General features: G+C 61.8%; 15 protein-coding genes. 5 read left to right on the top strand and 10 right to left on the bottom strand.

Features of this window, described 5'->3' with window-relative positions; translation table 11 throughout:
* The first annotated feature begins 409 nt into the window (after positions 1–409).
* Positions 410–2,494 (top strand): M4 family metallopeptidase, encoded by a 2,085-nt coding sequence (locus tag FHS03_RS02620; RefSeq protein WP_183439436.1) that lies wholly within the window; start codon positions 410–412, stop codon positions 2,492–2,494.
* 219 nt (positions 2,495–2,713) lie between these two features.
* Here FHS03_RS02620 and ssb read toward each other — a convergent pair whose 3' ends face one another.
* The gene (gene ssb / locus FHS03_RS02615; RefSeq protein ID WP_183439435.1) at positions 2,714–3,211 is read right to left on the bottom strand and encodes a single-stranded DNA-binding protein; all 498 of its coding nucleotides are present in this window, start codon (positions 3,209–3,211) and stop codon (positions 2,714–2,716) included.
* 231 nt (positions 3,212–3,442) lie between these two features.
* On the opposite strand from ssb, the gene uvrA reads away from it, so the two are divergent.
* Positions 3,443–6,295 (top strand): excinuclease ABC subunit UvrA, encoded by a 2,853-nt coding sequence (uvrA, locus tag FHS03_RS02610; protein ID WP_183439434.1) that lies wholly within the window; start codon positions 3,443–3,445, stop codon positions 6,293–6,295.
* Between the two features lie 23 nt (positions 6,296–6,318).
* Here uvrA and FHS03_RS02605 read toward each other — a convergent pair whose 3' ends face one another.
* On the bottom strand, positions 6,319–6,801 hold the full coding sequence (locus FHS03_RS02605) for a GNAT family N-acetyltransferase (RefSeq protein WP_183439433.1): 483 nt from the start codon (positions 6,799–6,801) through the stop codon (positions 6,319–6,321).
* Positions 6,802–6,895: 94 nt separating this feature from the next.
* On the opposite strand from FHS03_RS02605, the gene FHS03_RS02600 reads away from it, so the two are divergent.
* Complete coding sequence (locus FHS03_RS02600; protein ID WP_183439432.1) at positions 6,896–7,816, top strand: LysR family transcriptional regulator; 921 nt, start codon at positions 6,896–6,898, stop codon at positions 7,814–7,816.
* Between the two features lie 8 nt (positions 7,817–7,824).
* Here FHS03_RS02600 and FHS03_RS02595 read toward each other — a convergent pair whose 3' ends face one another.
* Positions 7,825–8,436, bottom strand: a complete 612-nt coding sequence (locus FHS03_RS02595; RefSeq protein WP_183439431.1) for a 2-hydroxychromene-2-carboxylate isomerase — start codon at positions 8,434–8,436, stop codon at positions 7,825–7,827.
* A gap of 193 nt (positions 8,437–8,629) precedes the next feature.
* Positions 8,630–9,250 (bottom strand): TetR/AcrR family transcriptional regulator, encoded by a 621-nt coding sequence (locus tag FHS03_RS02590; RefSeq protein ID WP_183439430.1) that lies wholly within the window; start codon positions 9,248–9,250, stop codon positions 8,630–8,632.
* A gap of 123 nt (positions 9,251–9,373) precedes the next feature.
* On the opposite strand from FHS03_RS02590, the gene FHS03_RS02585 reads away from it, so the two are divergent.
* Entirely contained in the window at positions 9,374–10,576 is a 1,203-nt protein-coding gene (locus FHS03_RS02585; protein ID WP_183439429.1) for a pyridoxal-phosphate-dependent aminotransferase family protein, read from the top strand.
* 87 nt (positions 10,577–10,663) lie between these two features.
* Here the strand turns inward: FHS03_RS02585 and FHS03_RS02580 are convergent, their stop codons facing one another.
* Genes FHS03_RS02580 through FHS03_RS02565 form a run of 4 tightly spaced genes read right to left on the bottom strand, consistent with a single transcriptional unit; the run spans position 10,664 to position 14,896 of the window.
* On the bottom strand, positions 10,664–12,463 hold the full coding sequence (locus tag FHS03_RS02580; RefSeq protein WP_183439428.1) for a vWA domain-containing protein: 1,800 nt from the start codon (positions 12,461–12,463) through the stop codon (positions 10,664–10,666).
* Positions 12,460–13,533, bottom strand: coding sequence for an AAA family ATPase (locus tag FHS03_RS02575; RefSeq protein ID WP_183439427.1), 1,074 nt, complete (start codon positions 13,531–13,533; stop codon positions 12,460–12,462). The genes FHS03_RS02580 and FHS03_RS02575 overlap by 4 nt, the downstream gene beginning before the upstream one ends.
* A 4-nt stretch (positions 13,534–13,537) precedes the next feature.
* Positions 13,538–13,684 carry a hypothetical protein gene (locus tag FHS03_RS02570; RefSeq protein ID WP_183439426.1) on the bottom strand — a complete coding sequence of 49 codons (147 nt, stop codon included), beginning with the start codon at positions 13,682–13,684 and terminating at the stop codon, positions 13,538–13,540.
* A gap of 3 nt (positions 13,685–13,687) precedes the next feature.
* Positions 13,688–14,896, bottom strand: coding sequence for an RtcB family protein (locus FHS03_RS02565; RefSeq protein WP_183439425.1), 1,209 nt, complete (start codon positions 14,894–14,896; stop codon positions 13,688–13,690).
* A gap of 400 nt (positions 14,897–15,296) precedes the next feature.
* Here FHS03_RS02565 and FHS03_RS02560 point away from each other — a divergent pair, with 400 nt between their 5' ends.
* The gene (locus tag FHS03_RS02560) at positions 15,297–15,677 is read left to right on the top strand and encodes a hypothetical protein (RefSeq protein WP_183439424.1); all 381 of its coding nucleotides are present in this window, start codon (positions 15,297–15,299) and stop codon (positions 15,675–15,677) included.
* Between the two features lie 32 nt (positions 15,678–15,709).
* On the opposite strand, the gene FHS03_RS02555 is transcribed toward FHS03_RS02560, so the two are convergent.
* Positions 15,710–16,510: an AraC family transcriptional regulator gene (locus FHS03_RS02555; protein WP_183439423.1), complete on the bottom strand. Its 801-nt coding sequence runs from the start codon at positions 16,508–16,510 to the stop codon at positions 15,710–15,712.
* Positions 16,511–16,616: 106 nt separating this feature from the next.
* Positions 16,617–18,479, bottom strand: a complete 1,863-nt coding sequence (locus FHS03_RS02550; protein ID WP_183439422.1) for a phosphoenolpyruvate carboxykinase (GTP) — start codon at positions 18,477–18,479, stop codon at positions 16,617–16,619.
* Positions 18,480–18,774: the final 295 nt, after the last annotated feature.

The raw sequence follows: 18,774 nt of genomic DNA, 5'->3' as shown, positions 1-18,774 counted from the left end.
ATCCCGCTGCGGGAATAAGCAAGGCACTGGCCATCGTAAATTGCGATATAAAAGCGCTTAAACCTTTCATCGTAAAAGTCCTTTTATCTATGCCACTTGGTTGACCGCCGCAATACGCGCGGATGCACAGTACTTTGATGCGCGAGCTCCGTCTTATGAGTTTCCCGTCCACTCATATGCTTTTTTGGAACTCCGCCATGCCATTCTGTCGCAGCCCGTTTGCATGGATTCTCGCCAATTTACACAACAGTCAACATTTCCATCGTTGAGACAACAGATGCCAAATGCAACCCTCGAACAATTTATATTTATACAATTATGTGATAAATTAAATTAGAAAATGAATAATTCATTTTCCCTGCCAGCACTTGGGATCAAGTGCCAACAATAATCATTTATGGGGAGTTTCATGCAAGCGACTTTAAAAAAAGGGGCAGTATGGGTAGCACTCGCATTTGGTACTACTGGAGTGCAGGCTGCAAGCCGTGTCGATATCGATACGATTGCCCCCAAATATTCCGCCGCACTGGCGAAGAGCTCCGCCACAACGGCGGAAAAACTGGGACTCGGCAATAGCGATTTGAAAGCGCTTTATAGCCAGACCCTTCCGAATGGCAAGGTACTGACCCGTTATCAGCAGTTATATCGTGGGATTCCTGTTTTAAATAGCAATGTGGTTGAGCATCGCGACAACAGCAAAGCGGCACCATCGCTGACTGGCGCCATCATCCAGGGTCTGGCCAGCGATGTGCCGACCGCAACGCCGCAGCTGTCTTCGTCCGCCATCTTGAATCTGGCCAAGAGCAAAGTGCCAAAAGCAAAATTTGAGGAAGAACAGGTTCAGTTATATGTACACCTGGACGAGAAGAGCAAGTCCGCCCGCCTGGTCTACCTGGTGTCGTTCTTCGCGCCCAATGGCAACCAGCCGAGCCGGCCATTCTTCTTAATGGATGCCAATACGGGAGAGGTCGTCAAACAGTGGGATGGCCTGGCCCGCGTCAACGCCACCGGGCCTGGCGGCAACAGCAAGACCGGCCAGTACGAATTTGGCGTCAATTACGGCCCGCTCGACGTCAGCAGCAACTGCGCCATGGACAACGGCACGATCAAGACCGTCGATCAAAACAATGGCACGGCAAATGTCAGCACCGCCTTCCAGTTCAATTGCCCGCGCAATACCTACAGGGCGGTGAACGGCGCCTTCGCTCCCATGAACGATGCGCATTTCTTCGGCAATGCCACGGTCAAGATGTACCGCGACTGGTTCGGCGTCGGTCCGATCCAGCAACAGTTGGTCATGCGCGTGCATTATGGCCAAAACTACGAAGGCGCGGGATGGACCGGCGGCACCACGATCTTTGGCGATGGCCTCAACCAGTTCTATCCGCTGGTATCGGCCGATGTGATCGCGCATGAGGTGAGCCACGGCTTTACCGAGCAAAATTCCAAGCTGCTCTACTTTGCGCATTCGGGCGGGATGAATGAAGCATTTTCCGATATGGCCGGCGAGGCGCTGGAATATTATTTGAAGGGTACGAATGATTTCAAATCCGGCGCCGCTATAACGAAGACCACCGACGCCTTGCGCTATATGTACAACCCTCCGCTGGATGGCAATTCCAAGGACAATGCCGCCAATGTCTCGCCGTTCGACAATGTGCATTACAGCAGCGGTGTCTACAATAAGGCGTTTTATTTGCTGGCGACCTCGCCCGGCTGGAATACCCGTAAAGCATTCGAGGTGATGTTCGATGCCAATCGTTTGTACTGGACTGAGCTGAGTACTTTCAATGAAGGCGCTTGCGGCGTGGAACAAGCGGCCAGCAACCGCGGCTACAATGTGAGCCAGGTCAGCACCGCCTTTAATGCCGTGGGCGTCAATTGCGATAACTATAAATGGCTGGCGGAACAGCTGTATCTGGCCTACACCGGCCGTCCTGGCGACCCCGGCGGACTCAAATACTGGACCGACAATATGGCGGCGGCCGGCGTACCGAAAACCCTGGTGGAATTCGCGGCCGCCTACAGCAGCAATCCCAGCGTCAAATCGATTGTCGATGGCATTGCCCTGAGCACGGAAGCGCAAGCTTTCTTACCAAGCGACCCGGCAGGCAGCCACTACCAACTGATCGGCGCGGTCTTCCAGAATGAATTTGGCCGCGGGATCGACTCGTCCAATAACGGTATCTGGAATCATCGGATCAACTCCGGAGAAAGTACCCGCCAGTCGGCACCGATGAAAATCATGGCGGACGCTTTGGCCAGTCCTTATGCCGAGCGCAAAAACGATGCTTTGACAGTCGGGAAGAAAGTTGGCGTGTCCCTGCGTTTCACGGAACATGTCAATGAACCAGCGGAGATTTCTTCGTACATTACACCCGTGGGTCTGAGCAAGGGTCGCAATCTGCTGAAAACCGTGACGTCCGCCACCCAGGTGCAGGCCTTCATTCCAACCATCGACGCCACGATCGCCGATATCGTCGCTAACCACTAAAGCTACATGCTTCTACATCGCGAGCGCAGCTTGGCAAGGCGCTGCGCTCGCGTTTTCACCCTGCCGTCTGGCCCAAAATCGTGCGACCTATCACTGTTGCTATCGACAGGCAGCCCGCACTAATACGACCTCAACGGCATTCACACACATCCAAAAACAAAAATCCCTGCAACTTCAATGAGTTGCAGGGTTTTTTTATACCCTTGGATGGGGTGTTCCTCAGAACGGAATATCGTCATCCATATCCGAGAAGTTCGGCGCTGGCCGCGCTGCCGGACGTGGCGCCGGGGCCGGGGCTGGCGCCGGGCGCGATGCTGGACGGCTCACTGGAGCGGCGTCATAGCCCATGCCATCGTCCATCGAGTCGCCGCCACCCATACCTTGACGGCCACCGAGCATCTGCATGTTTTCAGCGATGATGTCGGTCGCGTATTTCTCGACGCCGTCCTTGTCGGTGTACTTGCGGGTCTGCAGACGGCCTTCGACGTAGACGGAGGAGCCTTTTTTCAGGTACTGGCCCACGATTTCAGCCAGGCGGCCGAAGAAGGAGATGCGGTGCCATTCGGTCAGCTCTTTCTGCTCACCGGTATTGCGGTCCTTGCTCTTGTAGGAGGTGGCGACCGCGATATTGGCGATGGCATCACCGCTAGGCATGTAGCGAATCTCCGGGTCACGGCCCAGATTGCCGACGATGATGACTTTGTTGACAGATGCCATGTATTACTCCTGCGGTGAAATTAAGCAAACAAGAATTATATGTCAGCGCCGCTGGCTGACCTGCGGAAAATTTGTGGCGGACGCCAGCATGCGGTTTTGAATACTGGTATTATATACAGTATTTGCCAGCGGCCAGCTGATCCAGCGCAAGCTGCCCACAGCGCTGTTTGGCAAACCCGGCTATAGTACAAGGTTCACCGTTTTTGGCCCACCGCTACCAAGGCACAGACAATGGAACAGATCCGCATCCGCGGCGCGCGCACGCATAACCTGAAAAACATCAATCTCGACCTCCCCCGCAACAAGCTGATCGTCATCACCGGCTTGTCGGGTTCCGGCAAATCCTCGCTGGCTTTCGACACCCTGTATGCCGAAGGCCAGCGCCGCTATGTGGAGTCGCTGTCGGCCTATGCCCGCCAGTTCCTGCAGCTGATGGAAAAGCCGGACGTGGACCTGATCGAGGGCTTGTCACCCGCTATCTCGATCGAGCAGAAAGCCACCTCGCACAATCCGCGTTCGACCGTGGGCACCGTGACCGAGATCCACGATTATCTGCGTCTGCTGTATGCGCGCGTGGGCACGCCTTACTGCCCCGACCATCCGGACAATCCGCTGGCGGCGCAATCGGTGTCGCAAATGGTCGACGCCGTGCTGGCCATGCCCGAGGGCACCAAGCTGATGATCATGGCGCCGGTGGTGGCCAACCGCAAGGGCGAGCACGTCGACCTGTTCGAGCAGATGCAGGCCCAGGGCTTCGTGCGCTTCCGCGTGCAGAGCGGCACCCACGATGCCAAGATTTATGAAGTGGACGAGCTGCCCAAGCTGAAGAAAACCGAGAAGCACACCATCGACGTGGTGATCGACCGCATCAAGGTCAACGCCGAGCTGAAACAGCGCCTGGCCGAAAGCTTCGAGACCGCGCTGCGCCTGGCCGATGGCCGCGCCATGGCGTATGAGATGGATACCGGTGTGGAGCATGTGTATTCCAATAAATTCGCCTGCAACACCTGCGGCTATTCGCTGCAGGAGCTGGAGCCGCGCCTGTTCTCCTTCAATAATCCGATGGGCGCCTGCCCGGAATGCGATGGCCTGGGCCATATCGAGTTCTTCGATCCCAAACGCATCGTCGCCTTCCCCAATCTGTCGCTGGCTTCCGGCGCGGTAAAGGGTTGGGACCGGCGCAACCAGTTCTACTTCCAGATGCTGACCAGCCTGGCCGATCACTATGGCTTCGATATCGACGAGCCTTTCGAGAAGCTGCCGGCCAATGCGCAGAACGTGGTGCTGCACGGTTCGGGCAAGAACACGATTCCATTCTCGTATGTGAATGAGCGCGGCAAGACCGTCATCAAGGAGCACACTTTCGAGGGCGTGGTGAACAATCTGCAGCGCCGCTACCGCGAAACCGATTCGATGGCGGTGAAAGAGGAACTGGCGAAGTTCATCAACGAGAAGAAGTGCCCTTCCTGCTCGGGTGCGCGCCTGCGCGTGGAAGCGCGCTACGTGAAAGTCGGCAGCGGCAAGCAGGAAAAGGCCATCTACGAGATCGCCGAGAAGCCGCTGCGCGATACGCTGAGCTTCTTCGAGCAGCTCAAGCTGAAAGGCGCGAAAAAGGATATCGCCGACCGCGTGATCAAGGAGATCGTGTCGCGCCTGACCTTCCTCAACAATGTGGGCCTGGACTACCTGTCGCTCGACCGCAGCGCCGACACCCTGTCGGGCGGCGAGGCGCAGCGCATCCGCCTCGCTTCGCAGATCGGCTCCGGCCTGACCGGCGTGATGTACGTGCTGGACGAGCCATCCATCGGTCTGCACCAGCGCGACAACGACCGCCTGATCGACACCCTGCGCCATCTGCGCGACATCGGCAACAGCGTGCTGGTGGTGGAGCATGACGAAGATGCGATCCGCACTGCCGACTACATCGTCGATATGGGCAAAGGCGCGGGCGTGCATGGCGGCGACGTGATCGCGTCCGGCTCGCTGAAGGACATCCTGAAGAACAAGCAATCGCTGACGGCCCAGTATCTGAGCGGCGCGTTGAAAATCGAAGTGCCGAAGAAGCGCCACCAGCCCGACCCGGACCGCCAGCTGAGCATCAGCGGCGCCACCGGCAATAATCTGAAGAAGGTGTCGCTGGACCTGCCGGTCGGCCTGCTGACCTGCGTCACCGGCGTTTCCGGTTCCGGCAAATCAACCCTGGTCAACGACACGTTGTATCCCGCCCTGTCGCGCCACCTGTATGGCTCGCAGACGGAACCGGCGCCGCACGACAGCATCAGCGGCCTGGAACACTTCGACAAGGTGATCTCGGTCGACCAGGCGCCGATCGGCCGCACGCCGCGTTCGAATCCGGCCACCTACACCGGCCTGTTCACGCCGATCCGCGACCTGTTCGCCACCGTACCGGCGGCCAAGGAGCGCGGCTACAGCGCCGGCCGTTTCTCCTTCAACGTCAAGGGTGGCCGCTGCGAAGCCTGCCAGGGCGACGGCGTGCTGAAAGTGGAGATGCACTTTCTGCCGGACGTGTACGTGCCTTGCGACGTCTGCCACGGCAAGCGCTATAACCGCGAAACCCTGGAAGTGCACTACAAGGGCAAGAGCATCACCGAAGTGCTGGACATGACGGTGGAAGACGCGCACGAGTTCTTCAAGCCGGTGCCGGTCATCGCGCGCAAGCTGCAAACCCTGCTCGACGTGGGCCTGGGCTATATCAAGCTGGGGCAGAGCGCCACCACACTGTCGGGCGGCGAGGCGCAGCGCGTCAAGCTGTCGCTGGAACTGTCCAAGCGCGATACGGGCCGCACCCTGTATATCCTGGACGAGCCGACCACCGGTCTGCACTTCCACGATATCGACCTGCTGCTGAAGGTGATCCACCGCCTGCGCGACCAGGGCAATACGCTGGTCATCATCGAGCACAATCTGGACGTGATCAAGACGGCCGACTGGATCGTCGACCTGGGTCCGGAAGGCGGTGCGGGCGGCGGCCAGATCATCGCCGCCGGTTCGCCGGAAGACGTGGCGGCCAATCCGGCCAGCGTTACCGGCAAGTATCTCGGCCCGCTGCTGAAGAAGAAGTAAGCCTTATGCCGGCTGGCGCGCTTTCAAGCGCCAGCCGCGAAATCGCGCAAGGCGCTATCGGCCATCCGGTAGCGCACCCACTCAGCCTGCGGCTGCGCGCCGATCGACAGGTAGAAATCGATGGCCGGCTGGTTCCAGTCGAGCACACTCCATTCAAAACGTCCGCAACCCTGCTGCACCGCCACTTGCGCCAGATGGCGCAGCATGCCTTTGCCCGCGCCCACGCCGCGCGCCGAGGGCGAGATGTACAGGTCTTCCAGGTACAAGCCTTTCTTCGCCTGCCAGGTCGAATAGCTGAAGAAGTAAACGGCATAACCGACCGCTTCGCCATCGACTTCGCAGATCAGGGCGCGCGCCGGGCTGCCGGTGCCGAACAGGCTGGAACGGATGGTGTCGACGGTGGCGGCCACTTGATCGCCGGCTTTCTCGTAGACAGCCAATTCGGTGATGAAACGCAGGATCAGGGCGGAATCTTGTTCGCCGGCGGCGCGGATATGGATAGTCATGCTCGGGACTCTTTAACTCTTGGGCTGAAAGTGCCTATACTAGGGCATTCCAACCATGCATGCGCTGCATTTATTTCAGCCGACTGTGAACATCATGCAGCATCCGATCCTGCGCCGCCTCGACCTGAACCTGCTGCTGGCCTTTGACGCCCTGCTGCGCCACCGCTCAGTGAGCGCGGCGGCCGACGAGCTGGCGATGAGTCCCTCGGCCTTGAGCCACGCGCTGGCGCGGCTGCGCGCCACGCTGGGCGACGAGCTGCTGGTCCGCGCCGGCAGCGGCATGCAGGCCACGGCCTTTGCCGAGCGTATGGCCGAGCCGCTGGCGGCGGCGCTGGAGCTGCTGGCGCGCGGCCTGTCCGATGCGTCCTCCTTCGATGCCGCCAGCAGCGAGCGCACCTTCGTCTTCGCCGCCACCGATTACACGGCGTTTGCCATCCTGCCGCAGCTGCTCGCGGCCGTGCAGCACGCCGCGCCGCGCTTGCGCATCAAGGTGGTGTATTCGCGCGGCGGCGAACCGGCCGAGGACCTGGCGGCGGGGCGCATCGATTTCGCGCTCGGCTACGAGAACGATCCGATGCAGCCCCTGCCCGGCATCGAAAGCTTCGATTGGCTCAGCGACGAGTATGTGGTGATCGCTTGCCGCGAGCATCCCACGATCCAGGGCAGTCTGGATCTGAAACAGTATCTGACGGCGCGCCATGTGGTGGTCACGCCGTGGAACGATGCCAGCGGCACCATCGACAAGGCCTTGCAGCGCCAAGGCCTGCAGCGCGATGTGGCGGTGCAGCTGCCATCGGTGCTGGCCGCACCCTTCATCATCGCGCGCTCGCCGCTGATCATGACGGTGCCGCGCCATGCGGCGCAGACCTTGCAGGCGGCGGCGCCGGTGACCATCTATCCGGCGCCGTTCGAGCTGCCGCCATACACGCTCAAGGTTTACCACCACATGCGCCACAGCGGCACGGCGGCGCATGCCTGGATGCGCGCGCAACTGCTGGCCGCCGCGGCGCGCTGAAGCGCCCCTTATGCCGCCTGGCGCTGTCCGGCCAGCCAGGCTTCCAGCTGGTCGAAGCGGTCATTGCCCCAGAATGGCTCGCCATCGGCAATCACGAAGGGGACACCGCAGACGCCCAGCTCCATCGCCTGCTCGCTGGCCTGCTTGAAGCGCGCCTTGATGGCGCTGTCGGCCATGCCCGCCAGCAGCGCCTCGCGTTCAACGCCCAGCGCGGCGGCAATGCCGGCCAGGACGTCCTTGTCGTCGATGTCGACGCCGTCGGCGAAGTACGCCTTCATGCTGTTGCGGGCGAAGGCGGCCGCCTTGTCGCTGCCGTAATGCTCCTCGATCCACAGCATGGCGCGGCCGGGATCGACCATCAGCTTGGGAAAGCCGGGCGGCAAGCGGTAGGGAATGCCGGCGGCGCGCGCGCTGCGCTCCAGATCATGCTGCACATAGCGCCACTTCAGCGGCACCAGCGGCGCCGGCTGGTTGCCCATGGCCTGGAACAGCGTCACCAGCAGCACCGGGCGCCAGCGCACCTTGCGCCCATGCGCCGCCGCCAGCTGGTCGATGCGGGTGGTGGCCAGATAGGCGTAGGGCGAAATGAAGTCGAAGTAAAACTCGATGGGTTCTTGCATGGCGGTCCTCATAAAACGAAGTCTTCGTTACTGTTGGGGAGGGAACGCAGCACGGAAACCAGGCCGCGCGGATAGGCCAAGTATAGGGCCAGGGGGACTAACAGCAGCAGGATGCTCATTTTCAATCTCCGTTTCGCACAGGTGTGCGAAATTTAATTAAAGAAAAAGCCGCAAACAGGCCGCGGCCGCCTTCTTACGCCATATCGTTGAAGCTTTTGTACGTCGAAATCAAACGGTTGAAAGCGCGCTGCATATGGCGCGGAGCGTCCGCGTCGCGCAGGAAGCGCACATCGTGCACCAGGCCCACGATCAGGCTGTAAATCTCGAACACCAGTTGTTCCGGCTCGGTATCGGGACGCAACTGGCCGGCTTCCATCGCCTGCAGGATGGTCTTGCGCATGGAAGCGCGCCAGCGCAGGGCGCCGTCCTGCAAACGGTCGCGCAGCACGCCGCCGTCCTGGTCGTCGAACTCGAAGGCGCCCGCCGTGTAGAGACAGGCGCTGCTCAGCGCCTCGTCGCAAGCGCGCCGGATCCAGTTGCTGACCTGGGCCGTCAGGCGCGGCAAGCCGCGCGGCAGCTGCAAGGTGGGCAGGAAAACCTGCTCGGCAAAGCGCCGGTCGTACTCGTCCAGCACCGCGATCTGCAAGGCTTCCAGCGAACCGACGCGGGAAAACACCCCGCTCTTGCTGATGCCGGTGCGCTTGGCAATCTCGCCCAGCGACAGCTTGCCGATGCCCTCGGCCGCCGCCATCTCACAGCCGGCGGCAATGATGGCGGTATATGTGGCTTCACTTTTTGCGGTCAGGGCATCCATGCGAATTACTTTAGCACAGGTGTGCGAAACATGCCAAAGCTTTCTTTTTGGAGGAAAAAAGCATGACCGTACTAAATGGCTTATGATAATTCGACAATCTCAACCAATGGAAAGGGAAGTCCGATGATCGAAGCCGTGAGCATTCCGCATATCGTCCCGCTGGAGCAGATTCTGCCCGACGAGCCCCTGCTGATGATGGGCGCCGGCCCGGTGCCGATTCCGCAGCGCGTGGCGGCGGCCAACTCCATCGTCATCAACCATCTGGGCGAGACCATGAACAAGGTGATCGGGCAGGTGCAGGAGATGGGGCGCTATGTGTTCCAAACCAACTCCCCCTATGTGATGGGCGTGAGCGGTCCCGGCTCGGCGGCGATGGAAATGGCGGTCGCCAACCTGGTGCACGAGGGCGACCGCGTGCTCTGCATCTGCAACGGCTACTTCAGCCGGCGCATGGCCGAGATGGTGGGCCGGGTGCGCGGCGAACCGGTGCTGCTGGAAGCGGGCAGCAATGAAAGCGCCAGCGTGGAACAGGTGGAGGCCGCGCTGCGCAACGGCCGCTTCGACGCCATCACCATGGTGCAGGGCGAAACCTCGAACACGGTCTGCAACCGCAGCCTGGATCGCATCGCGCGCCTGGCCAAAGAGCATGGCTGCCTGGTCATCGTCGACGCGGTCTGCACGCTGAGCACCATGCCGCTGGAGATGGACAACTGGCAGATCGACGCCGTGATCACGGGCGGGCAGAAAGGCCTGTCCTCGATTCCCGGCGTCTCGCTGCTGGCCTTCTCCGAACACGCGTGGCAGAAGAAGATCGCCAAGCGCACAGCCCTGCCCTTCCACTGGTGTCTGGACGCCCAACTGGCCGACAAATTCTGGAACCAAAAATCCTACCACTACACAGCGCCCGTTTCCGGCATCCTGGCCCTGCACGAGGCGCTGCGCCTGGTCTGCAGCGAGAGCCTGCCACAGCGCTTCCGCCGCCACCTGCAATGCTCGGAAGCGCTGCAGGCCGGCATCGAAGCCATGGGCTTGGAACTGCTCGTACCCAAGCAGCACCGGCTCAATTCCGTGGTCGGCATCGTCACGCCGGAGCAGGTCTCGGCCGACGCCGTGCGCGCGCACATGTCGCGCGTGCACAAGGTCGAGATTTCGGGCGCGTTCGGATTGAATATTTTGCGCATCGGCCAGATGGGCGAGCAAAGCCGCGCCCACAACCTGTTCCGCACCCTGCACGCCCTCGGCTCCAGCATGCAAAGCGCTGGCGCCCGCCTCGACCTCCCCGCCGGCATGGCCGAACTCGAACGCGCCCTCTCCCACGCCGCCTAAACCACATACAGCTCAGCCCGTGTCCACCTTGGTGCCTGGCACCGACCGGACACGAACTCGGCCATTCGGTGCGCTTACGGTCGGCAGCTATGGGGTGATGTGGAACACTTCGCCGCGTGGTGTGAAGGGTAGGCGGCGTCCGTCGGCCATCAGGTAGGCGTGGTCCATGCGGGTTTCGAGCCTGTCTTCGCACCAGCCGTCGGTGATGACCAGCACCGGGCCATGCGCGGGCAGCTCGCCTTGGTTCGCCAGCTCCCGCAGGCGGTCGAAGCCCGGTTGCAGCACGGTGCCGCCGCGTCCGCGCAGGGTGAAACGGTGCAGCAGGTTTTCCGGCTCGACCCAGCCGCAGTCGTAGGCCGCCGCATCGCAGCACACCAGGCGCACGGCGATGACGTCGCGCGCCATGGCATAGCTGGCGATCGCGCCCAGCGCTTTTCCCAGCATGGCCGGCTCCATCGAACCGGAGGTGTCGAGCAGCACAGCGAAGACGCGGCTCTTGCGTTCCTCCTCGGGCGGCTTGCTCAGCGAGGGACGCGGAATATCCGGTGTTGCGCCTTGCCGGCGCGATGGCCGCGCATAGCTGCGGCGCATTTCGAGCGGCGGGAAGCGCTCGTCGAACCAGTGCGCCAGCCGGGCATCCCAGGGGATCGGCGGCTGCGCCAGGCTGCGGATCTCCTCCAGCAGGCCGGCCGGCACCGTGCCGCGGCGGCCATCGTGCTCCCAGCGGTCCATGCCTTGCGCCAGCGCGCGGCGGCAGTATTCCTCGGCATCGGCGAACTGGCCACCGCTGTCTTCGCCGATCAAATCGGGCGCGCCGGCGCCGCGCAGCGTGGCCAGCTTGCGCGCGCGGCGCATATCGCTTGCCAGGCCATCGTAGATTTCGTCGGCGGACTGTCCCGCCAGCGCGGCGTCGTACAGCAGGCCGATGGCGGGCGGCACGCCGACCTGCATTTCGATCAGCCAGCTATTGATGGCGAAATCGCAGGCGACGTTCCACAGCACATGATCGCGTCCGCGCCGCCGCGACGCGTGGTTCAGGCCCGCATGCAGCAGTTCGTGGGCCAGCACGAACAGGGTTTCATCGTCGTTCAGCCCAGCCGCCGGATTGATCCAGATGCGGCGCGCGCCAACATCGATGGCGGCAACGCGGATATCGTATTGCTGGCAGATGCGGATATCGTTCTCCAGGTCGAAGCTGGCCGCCAGCGCGCCAAGCAGGGGATAGCAATCCATCATGCGGCGACGCGCGCGGTACTCGCGGCTTTGCGGTTTGATCGCCTGGTCCGCCGGCGCGCCGCCAGCGATGGCAATCGCCCTGCCGACGCCGCGCGCAATGCCATCCGCCAGCAGCTCATGCCACAGTATCTTGCGCTGCCATGGCAACAGCTTCTCATCGAGTGCGACGAACAAGGGCTCGCCGCCGCCGATATCGGCATACCACGCCTGCAAGGGTTCCGGACAACCCTCAATGCAGAAGCGCTGGAACAGGCTTTCCACGCTGGCGTCCTCGCATTCGGGCAAGCGCCACTCTTCCGGCAGCTCGCCCAGCTTCAGCTCCGCGCAAAAGCGCAAGGCCGTCACCAGGCTGGCCACTTCCCACAGCGCGGCGGGCTCACGCTGGCGCACCATCCCGAGGCCCAGGCAAGACAACACGATGCCGATGACGCTGGCCCACTCCTCCGGCCGTGCGCGCCGCTTTGGATGCAGCCATATGGTGCCATTGAGCGCAACGGCGACCCAGCCTTTCGCGCGCACATGGTGTTGCCCTTCGTCGATGCAGATTCGGGCGCCCTTGGCGACAGCCCCCAGCACCAGGTGGGCCTGCACCATCACGATGCCGGCCTGCCGCGCCAGCGTCGCCGAATCCTGCTTTTGGTCCTTGCTCATGCGCTCTCTTTCTTGCCGCGCCCGGCCAGGCGCGGCAAGTCGCGCGCCACTTCGACCAGGAACCAGGCTGGCAGGCGGCGGCCTTCGCCATCCTCGCCCAGGATCGACTGCGCGATTTCGACGCTGATGCGCGCCAGGTCGCGCAGCATGTCCTTGGCGCGCATCGACAGCGCATGGTGGGTGCTGCGCACCGACGCTTCTTCCGCCGGCAATTCCTTCAGCAGATGCGCGCGGAACGATTGCGCCAGGAAGTACAACACGTCGCGGTCCCCCGGCGCATCCGGCCAATGCTGCTCGCCTTTCAGGATGGCGTGCAGGCCGTGCTTGTGGCGCAGCTGCTTGAGGAAGCCTTTGAAGTTGCCGGCATGGTTCGGCGACAGCAGGCCGTAGGCGAGTGCGTCCAGCATATCGTCGCTGGCCTCCTCGCCGAAGGAATTCAGCGCATCGGACAGCATATGCCAGCTGCGCGGCGTGGAAAACGGTTCCTCATGCTTCGGCGGCTCGCTCCACAGGTGGTCGGGACGCAGCTGGATGTACTCCAGCACCCATGGATGGATGCCGCCCTCCGTGGCCGCCCACGCCAGCCATTGGCGGTGGTCCGAACGCAGGTGAATATGCACCATGCGGTTCACCAGCGCCGACGGCATAGGCTTGACGATGGCCGCATCCTTGGCGCGGTTGCCGGCACCGATGACGACCGTTCCTTTCGGCAGGCTGTATTCGCCGATGCGCTGGTCCAGGATCAGCGAATAGAACGCCTTCTGAATCTCATGCGAGGACGCATTCAGCTCGTCCAGGAACAGCACGAACGGTTCGTCGCGCACGATGTTCGCCGGCGGGAAGAAGCGCGAGCATTTGCCGTCGATCTGCGGAATGCCCAGCAAGTCTTCCGGTGCCAGCTGGCTGCCCAGCAGTGACACACACTCCATGCCCACCGCGTCGGCAAAGCGGCGCACCAGCGCGCTCTTGCCGATGCCCGGCGGACCCCACATGAATACCGGACGCGTGATCGCTACGTGCAGCAGGAAGTCGATCGCCTGCTCCTGGTTCAACATGATTGCAGATTGCATGTACTTATTCCTCTCGCGCCAGTTGGCGGCGCAGTTGCTGTTTCAATTCGCGCCGCGATTGCTCGTTGCGCTGGTGGCCTCCCGCCTTGCGCTGGCGTGCCAGGACGGCCAGCGGGTTGCGCGGTTTCGGCAGTTTGATGGTTACTTTCATGACTTACCCTTTCACGCACACGACTTGCTTCAGCGTGTGCACGATTTCGACGAGGTCGGACTGGTGCGCCATGACCTGGTCGATGTCTTTGTAGGCGGCGGGGATTTCATCCACCACGCCGCCATCCTTGCGGCATTCGATGCCTTCGGTCTGTTCGGCCAGGTCGAAACGGTTGAATTTGCGTTTCGCCTCGCTGCGGCTCATGCGGCGGCCCGCGCCGTGCGAGCAGGAGCAGAACGATTCCTCGTTGCCCTTGCCGCGCACGATGTAGCTGCGGGCGCCCATGCTGCCGGGGATGATTCCCAGCTCGCCTTCGCGCGCCGAAATAGCGCCCTTGCGGGTGACGTACAGCTTGTGGCCGAAGTGCGATTCCTGCGCCACGTAGTTGTGGTGGCAGTTGATCGCCTCGCCATCGAGCTTGAACGGCGGAACATGCGGCTCCAGTGCAGCCACCACGCGGCGCATCATTTCGCGCCGGTTCAGCATGGCGTAGTCCTGGGCCCAGTCCACCGCTTCCACGTAATCGTCGAACAGTTCCGAACCTTCGCTGAAGTAGGACAGGTCGCGGTCCGGCAGGTTCACCTTGTGCCGCATCATTTCCTTGCGCGCGGCGGAGATGAAGTAGCGGCCGATGACATTGCCGATGCCGCGCGATCCCGAATGCAGCATGATCCACACGCGCTGCGCCTCATCGATGCACAACTCGATGAAGTGGTTGCCGCCGCCCAGCGTGCCAATCTGGCAGATCCAGGTCTGCGCGAACTTGTGCTGCATCTTCATGATGCCTTTGTGGCGCGCCACGATGCGGTCCAGGCGGTCGTTCAGCGGACGGCCGACGCGGGCATGGGCCGAGCCGCGCACCTTGTCGAAGGCGTGCTGCTCGAAACCGACCGGCACCAGCGTTTCGATCGCGCTGCGCACGCGGGCCAGGCTGTCGGGCAGTTGGCTGGCGGTCAGCGTGGTGCGCACGGCATTCATGCCGCAGCCGATGTCGACGCCGACGGCGGCCGGAATGATGGCGCCGCGCGTCGGGATCACGCTGCCGACGGTGGCGCCGATACCGGCATGCACGTCGGGCATGGCCGCCACGTGCGGATGCACGATGGGCAGGTTTGAAATATTCAGCAGTTGCTGGATGGCCGAATGATCGATGTCATCCGTATAGATGTGCACAGGCACCAGGCCTTTGTGCAGGCTTTGTTTGATTGGCATAACGTCTTTCGTTACGCCGGGGTTTTGGAAAACAAAAAACCCCAGCAAGTTTCCTCACCGGGGTTCATGTCAAAAGAACGACCGGCTCAGGGCGGCAAGATTGCCTGGCCCCGAGCGCGCTACTCAGGGCTATCGAGTGTGCTGCGATGTGATAGCCGTACGTGGCATGGTCGTCCTTTCTAAGAATTGGGTTGAACAAAAAATCAGTGGAGCGGATTCTGCACCCGTCCCGAATCAGGTGTCAAGCGTTTTTTGATCCATGCGCCTGCGAAATGGCAGCTACGCGCTACGCATTGGCGCATCCGTAGGAGCGCCGGATCGGGACAACTGACATGCTGGCAATGGCGCACAAGCCTGCCTTGTACGCCTTTTTCAACGTTCTCTTTTTCAGGAAACCAGCATGTTCATCGATATCTCACAAGCGCCCTTCGTCTACATCAGGGAAGAAGTGGAATCCAGCATTCCCGTTACGGAGCAAATCCAGCAGCTCCTGGCGCAAGACCAGCCCTTCGTCCTGATTACCAATCATAGGCACGAGGATCATGCGGATGAAACGCAAGAGGAGCGCAAGGAGAAGGCGCTCTTCTTCAAGAAGGTCAAGGAGCGCATGCGTGAGCTATGCCGCGGGATGATTGTCGTCGAAGGAGAGAAGCCTATTCCGGCAGCGATGCGCCTGGTGGCGGCAACGGCCAGCAAGGCTTTCGGCTTCGCGGTGAAATTCGCCGCCACCGAAGAGCAGGCCATACAGCAAGGCCGGGAATTGCTGGCCGGGGATCTATGAGCGACGCGATGCAATGAGATGCGATGCGGCGTTCACTCGCCGGCAGCGCCGCGCTGCAAACGTTCGCGATAGACCGCCGGCGTTGCCCCGAAGGTGCGCCGGAACAGGTTGATGAAGGCCGTGGCCGAGGAATAACCGAGGTCGATGGCGATGCGCGTCACCGGCTCGCCCGCCGCCAATAGTTCGAGCGCGCGCAGCAAGCGGGCGCGCTGGCGCCAGGCCGTGAAGCTGAATCCTGTCTCGTCGACAAAACGGCGGCTCAGCGTGCGCGTGCTGACCGCGCCCCAGCTTGCCCACTGCTCCCGATCGCGCTCGTCGGCCGGGTTGTCGATCAGGGCGCGCGCAATGCGCAGCAGGCGCGCATCCTTCGGCAGCGGCAAGCCGAAAGTCTCAGCCGGCAAATGGCGGATTTCATCGACGATGACGGCCGCCACATGTTCGCGCACGCTGTCCAGCGCTTCGTAGGGCCAGGTGCTGGCACGCAGCACCGCTTCGCGCAGCAGGCCGGATACGCGCAGGGTGCAGGGCTGCTTGGGCAGGTTCTCGCACGCCGCCTCGGTGATGAAGGCGCTCCAGCCGTTGAAAGGGCCGTGGGAACGCACCGAATGCTCATACTGGGGCGGCAGCCACACGGCATGAATGGCCGGCACCACCCACACGCCGCTCTCGATGCCGACCGATAGCAAACCCTGCAGCGAGCCGAATAGCTGGCCGCGCGCGTGCCGGTGCGGCCCCTGGGCAAACTCGGTGTCCTGGCTGCGGCCCGCCACCACGAACAGGAAAGGGCCATCGGCGCTATCGACCAGGGCGCGGTCCAGTGTCAGGTCAGCCATGCTGGCATCTTCGGAATATTTTTCACCCGAAGAATTCTACAACGGCCAATAGAAAAATGCCCCGCACTTGGCGGGGCATCTCATCGAACCGGGACGGCTTGGATAATCAGGCGTTCAGGCGCTGCTCGATGGCGGCCTTGGTGTCCTTCAGTTCCTGCGGCAGGTGGTAAGCCAGCTTCTCGAACAGTTCGGCGTGCAGCTTCAGTTCTTCGCGCCACGCTTCCTTGTCGATCGAGGTGATGGTTTCGAATTCTTCCGCGGTGAACGGGATGCCATCCCAATTCAGGTCGCCGTAGCGCGGGGTGGTGCCGAAGACGTTTTCCACGCCGCCAGCCTGGCCTTCCACGCGTTCCAGCATCCACTTCAGCACGCGCATATTGTCGCCGAAGCCCGGCCATACGAAGTGGCCGTTCTCGTCGGTGCGGAACCAGTTGACGCAGAAGATCTTCGGCAGGTTCGCACCGGCGTCGCCCAGCTTCTTGCCCAGATTCAGCCAGTGCTGGAAGTAGTCGCTCATGTTGTAGCCGATGAAGGGCAGCATGGCGAACGGATCGCGGCGCACAATGCCCATCTGGCCGGCAGCGGCCGCGGTGGTTTCCGAACCCATGGTCGCGGCCATGTACACGCCTTCGATCCAGTTGCGCGCTTCGGTCACCAGCGGCACGGTGGTCGAGCGACGGCCGCCGAAAATGAAGGCGGAGATCGGCACGCCGGCTGGATCGTCCCAGGCCGGATCGATCACTGGATTCTGGGTCGCGGCCACGGTGAAGCGCGCATTCGGGTGCGCTGCCTTGGTGCCGGAGGCTGGCGTCCAGTCCTTGCCTTGCCAGTCGATCAGGTGCTCAGGCACTTCCTTGGTCAGGCCTTCCCACCACACGTCGCCGTCGTCGGTCAGGGCGACGTTGGTGAAGATGGTGTTCTCGCCCAGGCAGGACATGCAGTTCGAGTTGGTCTTGGTGTTGGTGCCAGGTGCCACGCCGAAGTAGCCCGCTTCCGGATTGATGGCGTACAGACGGCCATCCTTGCCCGGTTTGATCCAGGCGATGTCGTCGCCGATGGTGGTGACTTTCCAGCCCTTGAACGATGCGGGCGGAATCAGCATGGCGAAGTTGGTCTTGCCGCAGGCCGATGGGAAGGCCGCCGCAACATAGTGCTTTTTGCCTTCCGGCGATTCCACGCCCAGGATCAGCATGTGTTCTGCCAGCCAGCCGGCGCCGCCGTTCTGCGCGTCCTGGTGGCCCATATTCGAAGCGATGCGCAGCGCGAAGCACTTCTTGCCCAGCAGCGCGTTGCCGCCGTAGCCGGAACCGAAGGACCAGATTTCGCGCGTTTCAGGATAGTGCACGATGTACTTGGTCGGATTGCATGGCCATGCCACGTCTTTCTGGCCGGCTTTCAGCGGCGCGCCCACGGTGTGCACGCAAGGCACGAACTCGCCGTCGGTGCCCAGCACGTCGTACACAGCCTTACCCATGCGGGTCATGGTGCGCATGTTGACGGCAACGTAAGGGGAGTCGGACAGTTCCACGCCGATGTGGGCGATCGGCGAACCCAGTGGGCCCATCGAGAACGGCACCACATACATGGTGCGGCCGGCCATGCAGCCGTCGAACAGGCCGTTCAGGGTGCCGCGCATTTCGGTCGGGTCCATCCAGTTATTGGTTGGACCGGCTTCCTCTTTGGTTTTCGAGCAGATGAAGGTGCGGTCTTCCACGCGCGCCACATCGGTCGGATCGGAGCAAGCCAGGTAGGAATTCGGACGCTTTTCCTGGTTCAGCTTTTTCATGGTGCCGGCGGCCACCATTTCGGCGCACAGGCGGTCATACTCTTCCTGCGAGCCATCGCACCAGTAGATGCGGTCCGGTTTGGTCAGGGCGGCGATTTCCGCGACCCAATTGATCAGCTTTTGCTGTTTGATGTAAGCTGGCGCGTTCACTGTTGCAACGCCTCCCATAACGGGCTGATTCATAGTACCTCCAATGCCAATAAAGAATTCTGGTCTTGTCCCGGCACGGCAGGATCGTCGTCAGCTGATAGCTTGCGCTCGGAAAGTCATTCGAAATGCTTCGGCGATACGGCGGTCATGTCGATAGCGCCCGATTTCTCGAGGGCGCGCAACCCGGTCAGGATAGCCGGGCTGATGGAACATCTGTTGCGGGAACCCAATGCTGAGTTCCAAAGGTGGGCCGATTGTACACCCGTCCATGGCCCACACAGACAAAAATGTAGGAATAGTTGTTGACCATTGTAGTAGGCTATTTCCG

Origin of the sequence: Pseudoduganella violacea, assembly GCF_014191875.1 — a bacterium.
GTDB lineage: Bacteria > Pseudomonadota > Gammaproteobacteria > Burkholderiales > Burkholderiaceae_D > Rugamonas > Rugamonas violacea_A.
This window is presented reverse-complemented; position numbering and strand designations above follow the sequence as displayed.